11 protein-coding genes are annotated in these 15,519 nt (G+C 72.1%); 3 read left to right on the top strand and 8 right to left on the bottom strand.

The genetic code is table 11. The features are described 5' to 3' along the window. The first annotated feature begins 102 nt into the window (after positions 1-102). Entirely contained in the window at positions 103-909 is an 807-nt protein-coding gene (locus tag K9S39_RS23355; RefSeq protein ID WP_248865294.1) for an enoyl-CoA hydratase/isomerase family protein, read from the top strand. A gap of 57 nt (positions 910-966) precedes the next feature. Continuing rightward, on the top strand, positions 967-1,422 hold the full coding sequence (locus K9S39_RS23350) for a PaaI family thioesterase (RefSeq protein WP_248865293.1): 456 nt from the start codon (positions 967-969) through the stop codon (positions 1,420-1,422). A 340-nt stretch (positions 1,423-1,762) separates the two neighbouring features. Here K9S39_RS23350 and K9S39_RS23345 read toward each other — a convergent pair whose 3' ends face one another. The 6 genes from K9S39_RS23345 to K9S39_RS23320 all read right to left on the bottom strand — a co-directional run bounded on the left by K9S39_RS23345 (position 1,763) and on the right by K9S39_RS23320 (position 12,861). After that, on the bottom strand, positions 1,763-3,010 hold the full coding sequence (locus K9S39_RS23345; protein ID WP_319949576.1) for a HAMP domain-containing sensor histidine kinase: 1,248 nt from the start codon (positions 3,008-3,010) through the stop codon (positions 1,763-1,765). Between the two features lie 125 nt (positions 3,011-3,135). After that, on the bottom strand, positions 3,136-3,879 hold the full coding sequence (locus K9S39_RS23340; RefSeq protein ID WP_248865292.1) for a hypothetical protein: 744 nt from the start codon (positions 3,877-3,879) through the stop codon (positions 3,136-3,138). 323 nt (positions 3,880-4,202) lie between these two features. Next, positions 4,203-4,646, bottom strand: a complete 444-nt coding sequence (locus tag K9S39_RS23335; RefSeq protein WP_248865291.1) for a hypothetical protein — start codon at positions 4,644-4,646, stop codon at positions 4,203-4,205. Positions 4,647-4,867: 221 nt separating this feature from the next. Then, positions 4,868-9,730 (bottom strand): cation-translocating P-type ATPase, encoded by a 4,863-nt coding sequence (locus K9S39_RS23330; RefSeq protein ID WP_248865290.1) that lies wholly within the window; start codon positions 9,728-9,730, stop codon positions 4,868-4,870. Positions 9,731-10,280: 550 nt separating this feature from the next. Next, the gene (locus K9S39_RS23325; RefSeq protein WP_454896447.1) at positions 10,281-12,029 is read right to left on the bottom strand and encodes a VanW family protein; all 1,749 of its coding nucleotides are present in this window, start codon (positions 12,027-12,029) and stop codon (positions 10,281-10,283) included. A gap of 196 nt (positions 12,030-12,225) precedes the next feature. After that, complete coding sequence (locus tag K9S39_RS23320; protein ID WP_248865289.1) at positions 12,226-12,861, bottom strand: class I SAM-dependent methyltransferase; 636 nt, start codon at positions 12,859-12,861, stop codon at positions 12,226-12,228. 134 nt (positions 12,862-12,995) lie between these two features. Between K9S39_RS23320 and K9S39_RS23315 the strand changes: the two genes are divergently transcribed. After that, positions 12,996-14,273: an IS701 family transposase gene (locus tag K9S39_RS23315; protein ID WP_248862323.1), complete on the top strand. Its 1,278-nt coding sequence runs from the start codon at positions 12,996-12,998 to the stop codon at positions 14,271-14,273. Positions 14,274-14,376: 103 nt separating this feature from the next. Here the strand turns inward: K9S39_RS23315 and K9S39_RS23310 are convergent, their stop codons facing one another. Both K9S39_RS23310 and K9S39_RS23305 read right to left on the bottom strand, forming a co-directional pair. Beyond that, complete coding sequence (locus K9S39_RS23310) at positions 14,377-14,751, bottom strand: GntR family transcriptional regulator (RefSeq protein ID WP_248865288.1); 375 nt, start codon at positions 14,749-14,751, stop codon at positions 14,377-14,379. Further along, positions 14,748-15,503 (bottom strand): hypothetical protein, encoded by a 756-nt coding sequence (locus K9S39_RS23305; protein ID WP_248865287.1) that lies wholly within the window; start codon positions 15,501-15,503, stop codon positions 14,748-14,750. The genes K9S39_RS23310 and K9S39_RS23305 overlap by 4 nt, the downstream gene beginning before the upstream one ends. Positions 15,504-15,519: the final 16 nt, after the last annotated feature.

Genomic DNA, 15,519 nt, shown 5'->3' with positions numbered 1-15,519 from the left:
CGTAGGGACGACGCGCCGGCTTGCGCATCCGCCCCACGCGGCTATCCTCAAAACAGTAGCTATCGAATAGATAGTGAATGGGGGCGTGGAGAGGAGCGAGGCATGGGATATGAGCTGACTACGCTGCGCACCCGGGTCGCCGACGGCGTCCTGTGGGCGACCTTCGACAACCCGGAGATCAACCTCGTCGACCCGGCCATGGTCTTCGACCTGGACCGCCTGGTGGACGAGGCCGCCGACGACGCGGCGGTGCAGGTCATCGTCCTGGACAGCGCCCACCCGGAGTTCTTCCTCGCGCACTGGGACCTGACCGCCGTGGGCGAGGCCCTTCCGCACGACCTGCCGCCCCTGCCGCAGGTGCTCCAGCGGCTGGCCGCACTGCCGAAGGTCTCGATCGCCAAGATCGCCGGCCGGGCCCGCGGCGCGGGCAGCGAGATCGCCCTGGCCTGCGATATGCGGTTCGCCTCCGCCGAGCGGGCCATCCTGGCGCAGCCCGAGGTGAGCGTGGGCCTGATCCCCGGAGGCGGCGGCACCCAGCGGCTCCCCGCCTTGGCCGGCCGGGCCCGTGCTCTGGAGATCATTCTTGGTGCCGAGGACTTCGACGCCGAACTCGCCGAGCGCTACGGCTGGATCAACCGCGCCCTGCCCGACGCCGAACTGAACGCCTTCGTCGACCGCCTCGCCCGCCGGATCGCCTCCTTCCCACCCGAAGCCGTCGCCGCCGCAAAAGGCATGGTCGACCCGATCACTCTGCCCGACAGCAACGCACTGGCCGAGGAGTGGCGGCAGACCAAGCTCGCCCTGGCCCGCCCACAGACCCGGGCACGCCTCCGCCGCCTGCTCGAACTCGGCACCCAGACCCGCGGCCCGGCCGAACTCGACCACGCCCGCTTCCTCGGCAAACTCTGACGCCCGATCGCCCCGCACACTCACCGTCAATCCCTGAGAACGAGGAGACAACCCGCCATGCCACCCGCCGACACCGCTGCCATGTCCGGACTGGAATTCCTGCGCTGGGCACAGAAGAAGCAGCAGGAGCAGCCCACCTTCCCCTCCATAGGACGCCTGTTGGGCATGGAGATCGACGAGACGGAAGAGGGACGCGTCGTCATGTCCCTGAACACCAAGCCCGATCACGCCAACCCGCTCGGCACCGTGCACGGCGGCATCGCCGCCACGTTGCTCGACTCGGTGATGGGCTGCGCCGTCCACACCACCCTCCCGCCCCGCGTCGGCTACACCACCCTCGAACTCAAGGTGAACTACATCCGCACCGTGCCCCTGGACGCCGGGAAACTGACCGCCCAAGGCACCGTCATCCACACGGGCCGCCGCACGGCCACGGCCGAAGGCAAGGTGCTGGACGCCCAGCACAAGCTGGTCGCCCACGCCACCACCACCTGCATGATCTTCCGTCCTTGAGGCCGTGTCCTCCGTTCGGCCCGCCAGGCGGAGCCGACGACTCAGGCGCGCCAGAGCGCACCCGATGGGGAGGGCGTATCTGGGCCGTCTTCCCCCCGCGCGACTACGCCGATGACGAAGCGCCGAGATCACAGCCGGGCGCCCCTCAGCTGGGCCGACTGCTCGTCGGCCCAGCTGAGGCCTCCGGTCTTCCCCGCCGCCAGGGTGTTGCCGGTGTGCCGCAGGTCGTAGAAACGGAGTCGTGTCAGCCGGGCGAAGACCGTCGAAGCCCTCCCTCAGGCGTGACCTCTCAGGCGTGACCTCTCGCGCGTCCGGCCTTCGCCGCTCCGTGCCCTGGCCGTCACGTACCTGGCTCGGGTGGTGGTTGTGGCGTGTCGGTGGGGGTGGGGAGGGTGAGGGTGGTGAGGGCGCCGCCGTCGGGGGCGTTGGCGAAGTGGAGTTCGGCGTTGATGAGGCGTGCTTGGCCGGTGGCGATGGTCAGGCCGAGGCCGTGGCCTTTGCCGCGGCGGGAGGTGTGGAAGCGTCGGGGGCCGCTTTCCAGGAGGTAGTCGGGGTAGCCGGCGCCGTGGTCGCGAACGGTGAGGACCGGTCCGTCGACGGTGAGGGTGACCGGCGGTGTGCCGTGGCGATGGGCGTTGATGATCAGGTTGCCCAGTACGCGCTCCAGGCGGCGCCGGTCGGTCTCCACCCAGGCGCCGCGCAGAATGCGCACCTCGGTCGGCGTCCCGGAGGCCCGTACGGCCCGTTCGGCGATGTCCGCGATCTGGTGGAAGTCGAGTTCCGCCTGCTCGGTCTGGGAGTCGAGGCGGGAGATCTCCAGGAGGTCCTCGGTCAGCTGGTTCAGGGACTGGATCCGCTCGGTGACCATTTCGGTGGGGCGCCCGGGAGGCAGCAGGCCGGCGGCCACGTGCAGGCCGGCGAGGGGGGTGCGCAGTTCGTGGGCGACGTCGGCGGTGAAGCGCTGCTCGCTGTGCAGCTTGCCCTGCAGGGTCGTGGCCATCGCGTCGAGGGCGGCGGAGACCGCGGCGATCTCGTCCAGGCACCGGCCTGCGCCGTTGTCGGTTCTCGGGTCGGCGACGCGGGCATCGAGGTCGCCGGCGCTGATCCGGCGGGCGACATCGGCGGTGTGGTGCAGGCGACGGGTCACGCGGGAGGAGGCGAAGGCGCCCACGCCGACGGTGGTGGCGATGGCGAGTGCGGCGGACAGGCCGATGGCCTGGTCCAGGCCCCGGATGGTTGCGGCGCCTGCGGTGTAGTCGTATCGGGCAGCCAGCGCCTTGCCGCCGCGCGCCGGGATGGCAGCCCACATGGTCGGGGCTTGGGCGAAGGTGCCCAGGGCGGTGCCGCGCTCACCGCGGTGCGCGAGCGCGCGCAGCTGGGTGGGCAGGGCGGGCGGGTCGAGGGAGGCGTGCGCCGGCAGAGGCGCGCCGTTGGTGTAGGCGCGCGTGGCGGCTTCGAGGCGGGTCAGGGCCTGGGTGCGGGCCTGCTTGACGGTCTGCCCGGTGACGATGACATGGACCAGGACGCCGAGCAGCCCGGCCACCAGGCAGCACACGGCCGCCAGGAACAGCACCGATCTCCAGCGCAATGAGCGAGGCCGGATGCCTGCCGGCCAACGCGCCGGGAGGCGGCGCCGCTCGGCACGGCCGGCGCGAGGCGCGTCGCGCTCAGGGCCGTCAGGACGGGGCCCGTGCTCGCCGGACGAGCTGTGCGTCATCGGTGGCCGCCTGGGGACGGCGTGGCGCCTGGGGACGGCGTGGCGCCTGGGGAGGGCGTGGCGCCTTTGTCCGCGCGTCGGATCTCGTCGGTGCTGGATGTCATCGAGCCCCGGTGCGCGTCCCAGACGTACTCGGTGCGCATGACGTAACCCGGGGCGTCTGCGGGTTGGTTGACGAGCAGTTTGCCGTCGGCCAGTTCCACCGAGCGGGGCGCTACCCCGATGTCGAGGATGCGGGTCAGCCGGCCGTCCAAGAAGGCGTAGCAGCGCACGTTCAGAATGGGGTCTTCCAGACTGAAGCCGAGGATGAGGTCCTCTTCACCGTCACCGGTCAGGTCGTGGTAGACGGGCTCCAGGACCGGACAGCCCGGCTTGCCCGCGGTACAGACGGTTTTGTCCAGATACGGCTCCAAGGTGTTCATGGGGCCTTCGGTCGTCGCGGCGACCTCCGCGGCGAAGACATCGGACGGGACCAGGGCACGGACGTTGCCCGCAGCGGCTCCGCGCACGTTGGGGATCTTCAGAGGAGCCACCGTCACGTCGGCCTGCTCCGTCGACATCGGCGCCGGAGACCGGTGGGGCCACAACCGCTCGGGCGGTGCCACAGGCGCGGCCTTCCCGTCGCTCACCAGCTCTCCGCTGGATCCGCAGCCGGCCACCGCGGCACCGGCCAGCGCGGCCAGCACCGCCGGCAGGAGAAACAGGCGTCTGACCTGCGCGACCGAAGAGAGCGAAAGCACGGAATTCCCATTTCGGAGCAAGACGCAGTGAATCTACAGCAACACCTGAAAGGGTTCCATTACCTCCCAGAGCCCCTGAAGGGCAGAGTCCGGACCGGGCTGCTGCCCGGCGCAGCATGGATGACCAGTACACGGCACGCTGCTGACCCAGGGGCCAGGCCGTGCACGGGGTGCCGGCATCAAGGACGCCGGGCCACCGCCCCTTGATGGCCGTCCTCGCCCGCCGCCAGGCCGCCACCTCGGCACGTCCCGGCGAAGGACCGAGGCGGCGGCAGTGGCAGAGGGAGGGCGGCACGCAAGCCCGCCGGGATGACTCAGGGGTGTCAGCGCTCGGTGATGTCGGTGGCCACCCCATCCACGACGTGCACGCGGACCTCGACGCCGCCCTGCTTGGCGGCCTGCTCCAGCTGCGCGAGAGTGGGCGACTCCGTGCCGTAGCGCACCTTGGTGTCGGTGGAGACGAAGAACGCCTGCTCCTCCCCGGAATCCGAGACAACCGTCAGCTTCCCGGGCGCCAGGTACGTCAACGTCCCCGACAGCGTGCCCGTGACACCGTCCTGTCCCTGGGAGCGCTCGGCGGTCTCCTGCTTGCCTCCCGGAGAAGAGGAGACAGAGGGCTTGGCCGCGACCGTACGGGCCGGGGTGTGGTCCGTGGAGGATGTCGCGGCGTGGACGGCGGTGGCCGTCGTGCCGAGTGCCGTGGCGGCGATCAGTGACGCAGCCGCTATACGCCGGACCCGAGGACGCTTGAGGAGCGCGATGTTCATACCAGTTCCTGAGTGTTCGGTGTTCGGAAGGACGAAATGAACGCTACGGAGCGTGCTTCTCACCGGCCTCACAACCGTGCAACGGCACACGATCGCAACACGCACAACGAGGTAACGAAGCCAGGCCGCAGCAACGACGCGCCGGGTCGGCTACCTGTACGTACCGACGCGCAGCGCGAGCCGGCCACCGGGCAACCGCGTGTCCACCGGCTTGTCGGCGCTCAGTTCTGCGGCAGACGCCGCGAGGTGAGGGCCGCTCCGAGGGTGGCGGCGGTAGCCGAACCGGTGACGACCGCCCAGGCGAACGGCCCGAGCGGCGTACACCCGAAGAACTGACTGACCACCGGCGTTTCGATGAGGGCGAGGAGCACGATTGCGGAAGCGGTGCTGGTGCCGAGGACGAGGGGGCTGTGCCAGCGGGTGAGCAGTGTCTGTCCGAGCTGGGCGCCGACGAGTGCGGCCAGGCCCATGGTGGAGGCGCGGCGGCTGCCGCCGGGAACAAGGCGGGTGAGGCGGCCGATCTGCCAGGCGGTCAGTGCGGCGAGCGCGGTGGCGCCGCCGCGTACGGCCAGGGCGCGGGCCATGTCCGTGCCGGCGAAGCCGCGTGCCGGGCCCGAGCCGAGCGGGCGGTCTTCGGGCGGGCCGCCGCGTCTGGCGGGGGTGAGGGCCACGGCCAGGGAGGGGAGCATGTCGGTGAGCATGTTCACCAGGAGGAGTTGACGGGAGCCCAGTGGTGCACGTCCGCCGAGGGCCGTGCCCAGCACGGTGAAGGCGACCTCGCCCGCGTTGCCGCCGACCAGGATGGCGGCGGCGTCGCGCACGCTGTCCCACAGGGCGCGGCCCTCGCGCAGCGCGTCCAGGACGAGCCCGGTGTCGGCGGCGGTGAGGACGAGGTCGGCGGCCGTGCGGGCGGAACCGGAGCCGCGCCCGGCGACCGCGATGCCGACGTCGGCGCGGCGGATGGCGGCGGCGTCGTTCGCGCCGTCCCCGGCCATCGCGACCACGCGGCCGGCCTTGCGCAGGTCCTTGATGATCCGCACCTTCTGCGCGGGCGACACCCGGGCGAAGACGGCGGACTCGGTGACCGCGGCAATGCGGTCGGGAGAGGGCAGCAGCTCCAGTTCCGCGCCGGTGAGGACCCGCTCGGCGTGCGGGATGCCGAGCTCGGTGGCGACGGCGGTGGCGGTGTCCGGGTGGTCGCCGGTGATCATGACGACCTGGATCCCGGCCTCGCTCAGCCGCTGCACGGTGTCCTGCGCGGTTGACCGCGAGGGGTCGGCGATGCCGACGAATCCGAGCAGTGTCAGCTCGTCCACATGCTCGGTGAGCCGGCCGCGGACCGATTCGATGTCGGGGACCGTCCGTTCGGCGACGGCCAGCACCCTCAGCCCCTGGGCGGCCAGGCGGCCCACGGTACGCGTGGCGGCTCTGCGTCGGAGGACGGTGAGCGGTTGTTCCTCCCGGTGGCCGTGACCGGGTCCGGCTACTCGGGTGCAGCGCGCGAGGACGACCTCGGGGGCGCCCTTCACCGCGAGCACCGCCGGATCACCGTCCCGACCGAGTGAGGCGGCGTATCCGCGGCCGGTTTCGAACGGCAGCTCTTCGACGAGCGTCCAGGCGGTGTCGTCGTCGGCGTCGTGGGCGGCCGCGACGACGGCCCGGTCGGTGGCGTGGGAAAGCGGCGGGGCCCGGTGCTCGGTCGGCGGGCACGCCCTGGCCGCGCTGCGCAGCACACGCCGGCCCACCGGCCCGTCGGGCGGCTGGGGGGCAAAGGGCCCGGCCAACCGGGTGACCCGCAGCCGGCCCTCGGTGAGCGTGCCGGTCTTGTCGAAGCACAGGGTGTCCACCCGGCCGAGCGCCTCCAGCGCCCGGGTGGACCGGACCAGCACACCGCTGCGGGACAGCCGACGGGCCGCGGCCAGTTGCGCGACGGTGGCGACCAGCGGAAGCCCCTCGGGCACAGCGGCCACCGCCACCGCGACCCCGGACTCCAGTGCCTGGCGCAGCGGCAGTCCGCGCAGCAGCCCGAGGCCGGTCACCACGGCGCCGGCGACGCCGGTGGCGGGCAGGGCGATCCGGGTGAGTTCGGCGAGCCGGGCCTGCATACCGGACGAGGCATCGACGTGCCCGGCGACGGTGGTGGCTCGCCCTGCCTCGGTGGCCGCGCCGGTGGCCACGACGACGGCGATACCGCTGCCGGCCAGCACCGTGGTGCCCTCGTAGACCATGCAACGACGCTCGGCCGGATCGGCGCCCGGCACCGGCTCGGAAGTCTTCTCCACCGGCACCGGCTCACCGGTCAGCGCCGCCTCGTCGACTTCCAGCGCCTCCGTGAACAGCAGCCTGGCGTCGGCCGGCACGATGTCGTCGGCGCGCAGCGCGATCAGGTCGCCGGTCCGCAGCTGCTCGGCGGGGATCCGTTCGCACGGTGCGCGGAGGAGAGGCGCGAGCGGTTGCCGCAGGCCCTCCCGCTCGTCCGGCTGCAGCCGCCGCGCCGTCACCTGCTGACCGAGCATCAGCTCCCCGAGGGCCCGCTCGGCCCGCATGCGCTGAGCTCCGCTGATCACCGCGTTGCCGGCCATCACACCGACGACCAGGAGTGCATCCACACCGGAACCGACGATGGCCGATGCGCCGGCACCGAGCGCGAGTACGGGAGTCAACGGGTCATCGAGCTCCTGGCGCGCGGCGGCGGCCAGCCGCACCGCACCGCGGACGGGAGTGAGCACGGCCCAGCCCCACACGGTGCCGGCTCCGCACCGTTCCACGATCCGGTGGACGCAGTTCCGTAGGACCGTCGCGGGCCCCCTGGCATCCGTGACGTCCGACTCCGCTGCCGTACCGCAGTGGTGCAGTCGGCGGTACACCTCGTGCGCGTCAAGCGCGTGCCAGGCGTCACGGACCACGGGCGGGGGCAGCGGCCGGTGATCCAGTCGGCGGGCGGTGAGGGCGTTGGCCAGCATGGCGGTCAGGCAGGCGGCATGCGCCGGTGAGAGGTCGCGCCATGAGGGGACCGTCCGCATCGGTCCCCGGCCGTGGCGGCGTCGTCGACCGGCGACGAGCAGTGCGCCGAGCGCCGAGCCGCTGAGCGAGTGCCGGGCGGCCCGCCCGGCAGCCCGGTGCGCGGCGGGCACGGCGTCCACCAGCCGCCACACCTCGGCGAGACCCGGCCCGGACACCAGATCGGCGCCCCAGTCGGTCGCCCCGGAACGACGCAGTACGTGCACGCCGACATCGGCGGCAGCCAGGGCCCGCTGCTTGTCGTGCGCGATCACCAGCACGCCGTGGCCGTCCCGCTGCAGGGCCTGGACCTGCTCGGTGAGCCGGTCGGCGTCGGGCGCGGACTCATCGCCCCAGGCGAGCAGTTCGGCCACGCTGGCGTGCTGGGTCAGGACGACGGTGCCCGCGGCCTCGTACGCCGCCGAGAGCACCGCCTCCGCCAGCGGATCGAGACAGGTGCCCACCCGCACCCGGCCGCCACGCCGTCCGGCACGGTCCACCAGATCCAGCGTGACCCCGGCCGGATGAGCCGGGCCGCCGCCCGACGGCGCGTCCTTCGCCCGCGCCAGCCGCCAGCCACCGCTCTTCCCGACATCCGGGCAGTCGCCCACGCCTCCGTCGGACCCGCTCTGCTCCGGCCAGGGGCCGTCGCCACGAAGGTCGGCCTCCCCGCAGGCGCCCAACAGGCCGCTCGCGAGCCTCCACACCTCCGCATCGTCCAACGCCTCACTCGTCGAGACGGCGGAAAGCAGCCGCAGCTCCCCGTCGCACAGCACAGAGGAGTCGATGACCACCGCGTCGATACGGTCCAGCCGACGCAACGCGTCCGGATTGAGCACCACCGCACCGCGCCGGGCGAGGTCATGGCCGAGCACAGTGGCGAACGCCTCACGCCCCAGCCTGGCCGCTTTCGGAACAGTGGCCAGAATCGCGTCCCCCGCCGCGCCGGGATCACGGGTCCTGAGCAAGACCGCGGCGCCGCCCACCAGCTGCCCCAGCCCGGTACGGCCGGCGGCCTTCTCCACCGGCCCGGGCGGCAGCGGACGGGGCCTCCGGGTACGCCCCACGCACTCCTGTGGCGGCGCCGCACCGCCCGGCGCGACCAACTCCGGCTCACGCAGACTCCAGGCCCGCCGACGCGCCAGGATCTCGTAGAGCTGAAACCCCCGGTACACGGCATCCACGGCAAGCGGCGTCACGCCGGAAGCCGTCCCCTGCACGGCCGCGTTCACGACAGCGAGCAGCACGTCCGTACGTGTGCGCCCCATCCGCCGTTCCAGCAGCTGCCGCGCCCGCGGCAGCGCATCCACCAGCGCCACCGCGGCGCGTACGGGACTGGGGACAACGGGCAGCGCGATCCGCCGGCACAGCAGTGCCGCGCCCATTCCCAGACAGTCCGCGGCAAGCGCCACCGCCGCGGCCGAGGCGGCCAGATCGTTGTCCGGGGGCCGCCCGTCCGTATCCGCGACGGCGCGCTGCGCATCGTGCGCCTCCTCCACCGCCTCAATCGTCTCCACCAAACGGTCAAGACCGACCGAGCCCTCGGCGTAGGCAACGAGCACATGCCCGGTGACCGCGTTCACCTCGGCCCAGCGAACACCCTCGATCCGGTGCAGTGCCCCGGTGAGCGCGCGCACGTAGAGGTGGTGCCGCTCGCCGTTCCCGGTCAGACCGTGCGCCTGGATATGCGCACGACCGGCCCGCGCCCACACCCGCCGCCGCTTGCCATCCGCCAGATGCCGCAGCGCTCCTACGGCACGCCCCACCCCCTGCAACCGGCCTTCGGTCAGATCTCGCACGGCCGACCAGCCCGTACGCCCAGCAGATGACGCGGACGACGGCACGCGGACGCCGGGCGGACGAAGCAGCCCGGGAACCGCATCCGCCAACGGAAGCGCGGCAGCCGCCATACCGGCACTTGCCGAGACGATCTCGGCGGCCTGCTCACCCGCCCGAACCGCAATCCGCGCCGACGTGGCTGCGCCGGACACCGCACCCCCTACGGCCAGCACCGACGCCACACGGGCCACTGCGACCGGAAGCCCCAGCACCGTGCCCCACGCGCCCGCAGCCGGAACCCTCACGTCAGCTCATCCCTCTCCCTCCACCGCCGCAGTGCGCTACGGCCGCCGGGCACACTGCACACCGCCTTGACACTGTTCGTACCGCGGTGGGCTGGTTGCCATGGCCGCCGAACGGGTCGGCCGGGGACCTGGTGCCGCATACGGGTGCCGCTGTCGGCACGCCCGCCTGCCTGTCGCCCGAGCAGGCCGCCGGTCGGGAACTCGGCCAGCAGCGGACGTCTTCGCACTCGGGCGAGTCGCCGCGTACGCCGCGAAGGGCGCCCCCGTCTACGGGGAGGCCCGTCCCATGCCGTGCCCGTACAGTCACCCACAGGTCATGCTCCGACGATCCCGGTCGGCCCGTCACCCGCGCACCGTGCCCCGACCGTGTCGGCCGCACGGCCGGACGCGCCGCCCCCGCCGCCACAGCGCCTTCCGCCCGCCCCCGGGCCCCGTGCACCGCGCTCGCCGGGTCGCCCACTCACCTCCCAGGCCCGGCTCCGGCCGCTCCGCCGGCCTTCGTGTGGGGAAGCAGTCGGGCGGTCGTCGTCGGGCGGTCGTCGTCGGCCGGTCAGTCGGAGGTTTCCGGCCCGCAGGTGACTTCGTCGCGGGGCACGTAGCGGGTCTTGAACGTCTCTCGCTTGACTTCCTCGCCGTCGGACCGGAAGACCCGGTCGACGTTGACGTCGAAGCCTTCGAGCGGGGTCTGCGGCACACAGTCCTTCGCGGCCCCCGGGCGGCTTCCCGGCTGTTTCACGTTGGTGCGAGGGCCCGTGACCGCTTCGACCGAGTCGTATTTCTTGGTGCCGAGGAAGGTGACGGTGACGGAGGTGTCCGTAGCACTCGCCTGGATGTAGAGGGCGTTGCCCGAGTCGTTGGTGAACTTCAGGTCGAGACTGCCCCAGGCCACCGTCGCCTCCCGGCCTTCCGGGTAGCGTTCGATGTAGAACGAATGGGCCCCGTACTCCACGGGTTTGACGCCGGCGAAGAAGAGGGCGTTGAAGACGGTGGTGGCGACGGAGGAGACGCCGCCCCCGGACGCCTTCGTGTACTGGTCGTTCAGAATGATGGTGCCGTCCACGAAACCATTGGCCTTGGTCCGCTCGCCCACCGTGCGGTTCAGGCTCCAGGTCTCGCCGGGAAGCACGACCGACCCGTTGATCAGTTCCGCGGCGCGGCCGACGTTCGTCGTGCGGTACGGGGCACGCTCGAAGTTGACCGTGAAGGTGGACATCTTCTCCTTGATGCCCAGTGCGCCGATGGTGTCACGGGTGAGCTTCGGCTGTGTCTCCTTGGCGGCCACCGCTGCGGTACGGGCCGCGCCGGTCTTGGTCAGCAGGGGCAGCACGGCTTGTTCGATCCCCTTGGCGGTGACCTCCCGGCCGGTTTTGCCGTCCGAGGCCACCACCACCCGGTCGCCGTCCAGACGCAGTTCGGCCTCGGCCATCTTGCCGGTGACCGGTGCCAGGGGGCGGGCCACCGCCGGATCCCGCAGGAGCGCCTTGCCGTCGAGTTCGGGGGTGAGCCGGTTGGTCTTGTCCGGTTTCATCGTGAGGTGTTTGCCGACCGTCACGGGGCTGATGGGGATCTGCCGTCCGCCCACCGTCACCGTGACCGGGGCCGACATCGCGGGCCTGGCGAACTGCGTCATGGCGCGGTTCATTTCTGCCGTGTCGACGGAGGGTTCGCGCTGCCGGACCGGCAGCGCGACCGGTCCCGCCTGCCGGCTGAGGACTGCCGAGCGCAGCGCTTCGACCGCGCCGCGCATATCGAGGGACTGCCCGTCGCGCGGCTCTACGGGCACCGGCTTGCCCTGCTCGAAGGAGATCGCGCCGTTCCGGGGCGTACTGTCGTACCGCTCGGCCGTCTTGGTCAGCATCGCGCGGGCCTTCGCCTCGTCGGCGCGGATCACCGGTTCGATGTCGCGGTCACCGCCGGTGAACAGGCGGCCGATCACGGTCAGCGGGTCGGCGCCCGCTCGCGCGGCATGGGCGACGGTCTGCGCGCTGTCCAGGGAGAAGCCGGCCGCACGCGCGTCGATGGTGGCGGTACGGTCGCCGATGCGCGCCGTCACCGGCTCCGTCCAGGTCCTGCCTATCTGCTGGTCCAGCTTCTCCTGGGCCTGTGAGCGGCTCAGCCCCCCGATGTCCACGCCGCGCACCCGCGTGCCCGCCGGCACATCATCACCGGAAGCCAGCAGACCCGCCACGTAAAGAGCGCCGAAGCCGGCGGCCGCGGCCCCTGCCAGGAGCGCGATCGGGTGGATGCGGCGACGGGCGGACCTCGTGGTGTCGGCGGGCGGGTCAGGGTCGGGTGACAGATGCACTGAATCTCCTTGTAAGTGGCTGTCGCATCACACAGAGACATCTCATGCCACAAATCGGACTTACCTGACGGTAGTGAAGGGGTACATAAAGGCTCGATAAGATCCACGTCAGGCGGCGATGCCGGGCGCCGCGGCGGCTGAGGCCTCAGGGAAGCGAGTCGCATTGCGCGGAGGGGCTCGCGGGCCTGTGCTACGGCGTACCGACGGGCTTCCTGGCGGCAAGGCGCTCGACGATGCCGAGCTTGAACCGGTCCCGCTGCTCGATCTCCAGGCCCGCCTCCTGCACGCGCCGAAGGGGGCGGCGCAGGAAGTGCTCGCCGCCGAGCGGAACAGTGACGAGTTCGGTGATCCTCTGGAAGGCGCGGACGGGCCAGGCGGTACTGGGGACGTGATCCAGCAGGAGGAGCCTGCCGCCGGGCTTGAGTACGCGGATCATCTCGTCGGCGGCGCGCCGGTCGTCGGGGATGGCGCACAGGGACAGCGTGCAGACCACGGTGTCGAAGGAGGCGTCGGGGAACGGAAGCGCCTGCGCGTCGGCTTCCCGCAGGTCAGCCGTCCGACCGAGCTCGTCGGCGCGGCGGCGGGCGAGGGCCAGCATCTCCGGGCTCCACTCGATCCCGGTCAACCGGACGCCGGGCGGGTAGCGGGGAAGGTTACGGCCGGTGCCGATGGCGACCTCCAGGACGTCGCCACTGGCCTGGGAGCAGACCCAGGCGCGGCTCTCACCGAACAGGGTGCGGTCGAAGAACCGCATCTGCCGGTCGTACGAGCGGGCGTGCTTGTCCCAGTAACGACGCAACCGCTCGGTGTTCCTCGGATCGGGCACACCTCCATCCTCCCGGCCACCGGCGTCTCCCGCACCCGAGGCCGCGCCGCGGGGCAGGCCGGACTTCCGACACAGGCCCTAGTAGGGCTCCGTTAGGTCTTCCCGATCAAGTTCGGGGGGAGCATGTTGGTCGGATGGACGTGCGGCAGGTTCAGGGTTTGCGGGCGGGGTTATCAGCGTTTGTGGCGGATGTGTTCGCATCGGTGCCGCGGAAGGATCAGCGGGCGAAGGGGGACTGCTATCTGCGGGGATTGATGCTGGACGGGCGGCGCAAGTCGATCCAGCCGATGGCTGAGCGGCTGCCGGACGGCAACGAGCAGAACCTGCAGCAGTTCGTGAACCAGTCCACCTGGGATCCGGTGCCGGTGCGGCGACGGATCGCGCAGCGGATGGTGCCGCTGATCGGCCCGGATGCCTGGGCAGTCGATGACGTGTCGTTCCCCAAGGACGGCCGGATGTCGGTGGCGGTCGCCCACCAGTACTGCGGTGCACTGGGCAAGCAGGCCAACTGCCAGGTCGCGGTGAGCATGCACGCAGTCACCGACACCGCGTCGTGCCCGCTGCAGTGGCGCCTGTTCGTGCCCGAAGAGTGGGCCGCAGACGCCGACCGGCGGCACAAGACGGGGATCCCCGAGGACATCGGGCACCAGGAGAAGTGGCGCCTGGCCCTGAACATCCTGGACGAGCTGGCCGGGTGGGGCCTGGCGCCGCCGGTGGTGGTGGCCGACGCCGGCTACGGCCAAAACGCCGACTTCCGCGACGGCCTGGAGGGCCGCGGCATCAAGTACGTCGTCGCCATCCGCTCGGATGTGACCGTCCACCCGCACGATGCGGTGCCCACCGCACCGCCGTGGTCCGGCAACGGCCGCAAACCGCAGCCCCGCTACCGCGACAAGCCGCCCCCAGTAGCCGCACTCGCCACCAGCCATGGACGGCAGGCTTTCACCGACGTTACCTGGCGTGAAGGCTCACGCGGACCAATGCGTTCACGCTTCCTGGCCCTGCGGGTCCGGCCGGCCGGAGTGCGGGTCCGTCGTCTGACCCAGTCCGCCGCCGTCGCCGGGCACGGCTCTTGGGACGGTGTCCTGCCCGAGGTCACCTTGCTGGTCGAGTGGCCCGAAGGCGCCGCAGCGCCGACCGACTACTGGCTGTCCAACCTGCCCGAGGACACCCCGCTCGCCGAACTGGTCCGCCTGGCTAAGATCCGCTGGCGCATCGAGCACGACTACCGGGAACTCAAGCACGGCCTGGGCCTGGACCACTTCGAGGGACGTTCCTGGAACGGCTGGCACCACCACGTCACCCTGGTCACCGCCGCCCACGCCTTCCTCACCGAACAGCGGCTCTCCCCAAAAGCCCGCACACCGGCCTCACGCTCTACCAGGTCCTGGACGCCCTCCAGACCCTGCTGAACTGCTGGACCGGCACCTGCACCACCTGCCACCGCCCCCTGCCCAGACGATCAGGCAGACGCCGCCCGCCAAGACCCACACCGACCTAACGGAGCCCTACTAGCTAGTCCAGGGCCTTGCGCACGGCGGCCAGGATGGCTTCGGTGTCGGCGCCCAGAGCGCGGGCGGCCGTGGTGAAGTCGCGGGCCAGTGTGGCGAGTTGGGCTGGACTGGAGCGCGTGGGTCGGGGCGGGAGCGGCGCGACGCGGGTGCCCGCACCGCGCCGGGTGCGGATCAGCTCAGCGGTCTCCAGTTCGCGGTAGGCGCGGGCCACGGTGCCCGGTGCCAGGCCCAGGTCGGCGGAGAGCTGTCGCACGGTCGGCAGGCGCTCGCCCTCGGTCAGTCGGCCTGCGGTGATCAGGGCGGCGAGCTGGGCGCGGATCTGCTCGTACGGAGGTACCGGGCTGGTGGTGTCGACGCGGACGGCGGGGCCGGTCATCCTCGGGCCCCCCGGGGCGACACCACGGTGAGCAGGGACCAGGCCAGGGTGGGCAGGGCGAGCAGGCCCAAGGAGTAGAGCAGCCAGGTGGCGACGGTGCCCACCGTGCCGTCGCAGGCCGTGCTCGTCAGTGCGCCGGTGATGGTCACGATGACACCGAGCAACTGGGCCGAGACCAGCAGCCCCCAGGCCGCGGTGATCGCCGACGAGCGGTCGCGGCGCTGCTGTTCGCCGCCGGGGCGGTGGGCGATGCGGCGCAGGGCCCAGGCGCAGGCGACGGTTCCGGCGGCGAGTGAGGTGAGGATCGGGATGCCGTAGTGGCTGCCGGGCCAGGGGCCGTGGCCCTCGGTCACACCGCCGCAGGTGACGGTGAAGGCCCGGCCCGCCCGGCCCAGGTCGTCGGGAGAGGCCACGGCGGCCGCGGTCACCAGCAGTACGACGAGGGACGCCGTCTGGAGGAGAAGGAGGCGGGTCATACGGGGCGGCACATGGTCTCGCACCCGGCGCGGGGCGAGGTCGGCGGTGCGCACCGCTTCCCGGGGGCGGGGGGTGAGGGCGTCACCGAGCAGGACGCCGCCCACCGCGCACAGGCCGAAGCCGGCGAGGGCGTACAGGAAGGTCACGCCGAGCCCGGTGCCGTCCATGGTGGCCAGCTGCTGTGCGACCACGGCGCCGGCGGCCAGACCGGACCAGCGGGCGTAGCGGTCGGCGCGGGCGCGGAGACGGGCTTCGGGCGGGACGATATCGAGCATGTGTGGACCCCGTGAG

The sequence above is a fragment of the Streptomyces halobius genome, from assembly GCF_023277745.1.
In the GTDB taxonomy this organism is placed as follows: domain Bacteria; phylum Actinomycetota; class Actinomycetes; order Streptomycetales; family Streptomycetaceae; genus Streptomyces; species Streptomyces halobius.
This window is presented reverse-complemented; position numbering and strand designations above follow the sequence as displayed.

What these genes read in the sequence shown, in the direction of transcription:
- K9S39_RS23355 (WP_248865294.1), top strand. Translation starts at nt 103, where the DNA reads ATGGGATATGAGCTGACTACGCTGCGCACCCGGGTCGCCGACGGCGTC.
- K9S39_RS23350 (WP_248865293.1), top strand. Translation starts at nt 967, where the DNA reads ATGCCACCCGCCGACACCGCTGCCATGTCCGGACTGGAATTCCTGCGC.
- K9S39_RS23335 (WP_248865291.1), bottom strand. Translation starts at nt 4,646, where the DNA reads ATGAACATCGCGCTCCTCAAGCGTCCTCGGGTCCGGCGTATAGCGGCT.
- K9S39_RS23315 (WP_248862323.1), top strand. Translation starts at nt 12,996, where the DNA reads ATGGACGTGCGGCAGGTTCAGGGTTTGCGGGCGGGGTTATCAGCGTTT.
- K9S39_RS23310 (WP_248865288.1), bottom strand. Translation starts at nt 14,751, where the DNA reads ATGACCGGCCCCGCCGTCCGCGTCGACACCACCAGCCCGGTACCTCCG.
- K9S39_RS23305 (WP_248865287.1), bottom strand. Translation starts at nt 15,503, where the DNA reads ATGCTCGATATCGTCCCGCCCGAAGCCCGTCTCCGCGCCCGCGCCGAC.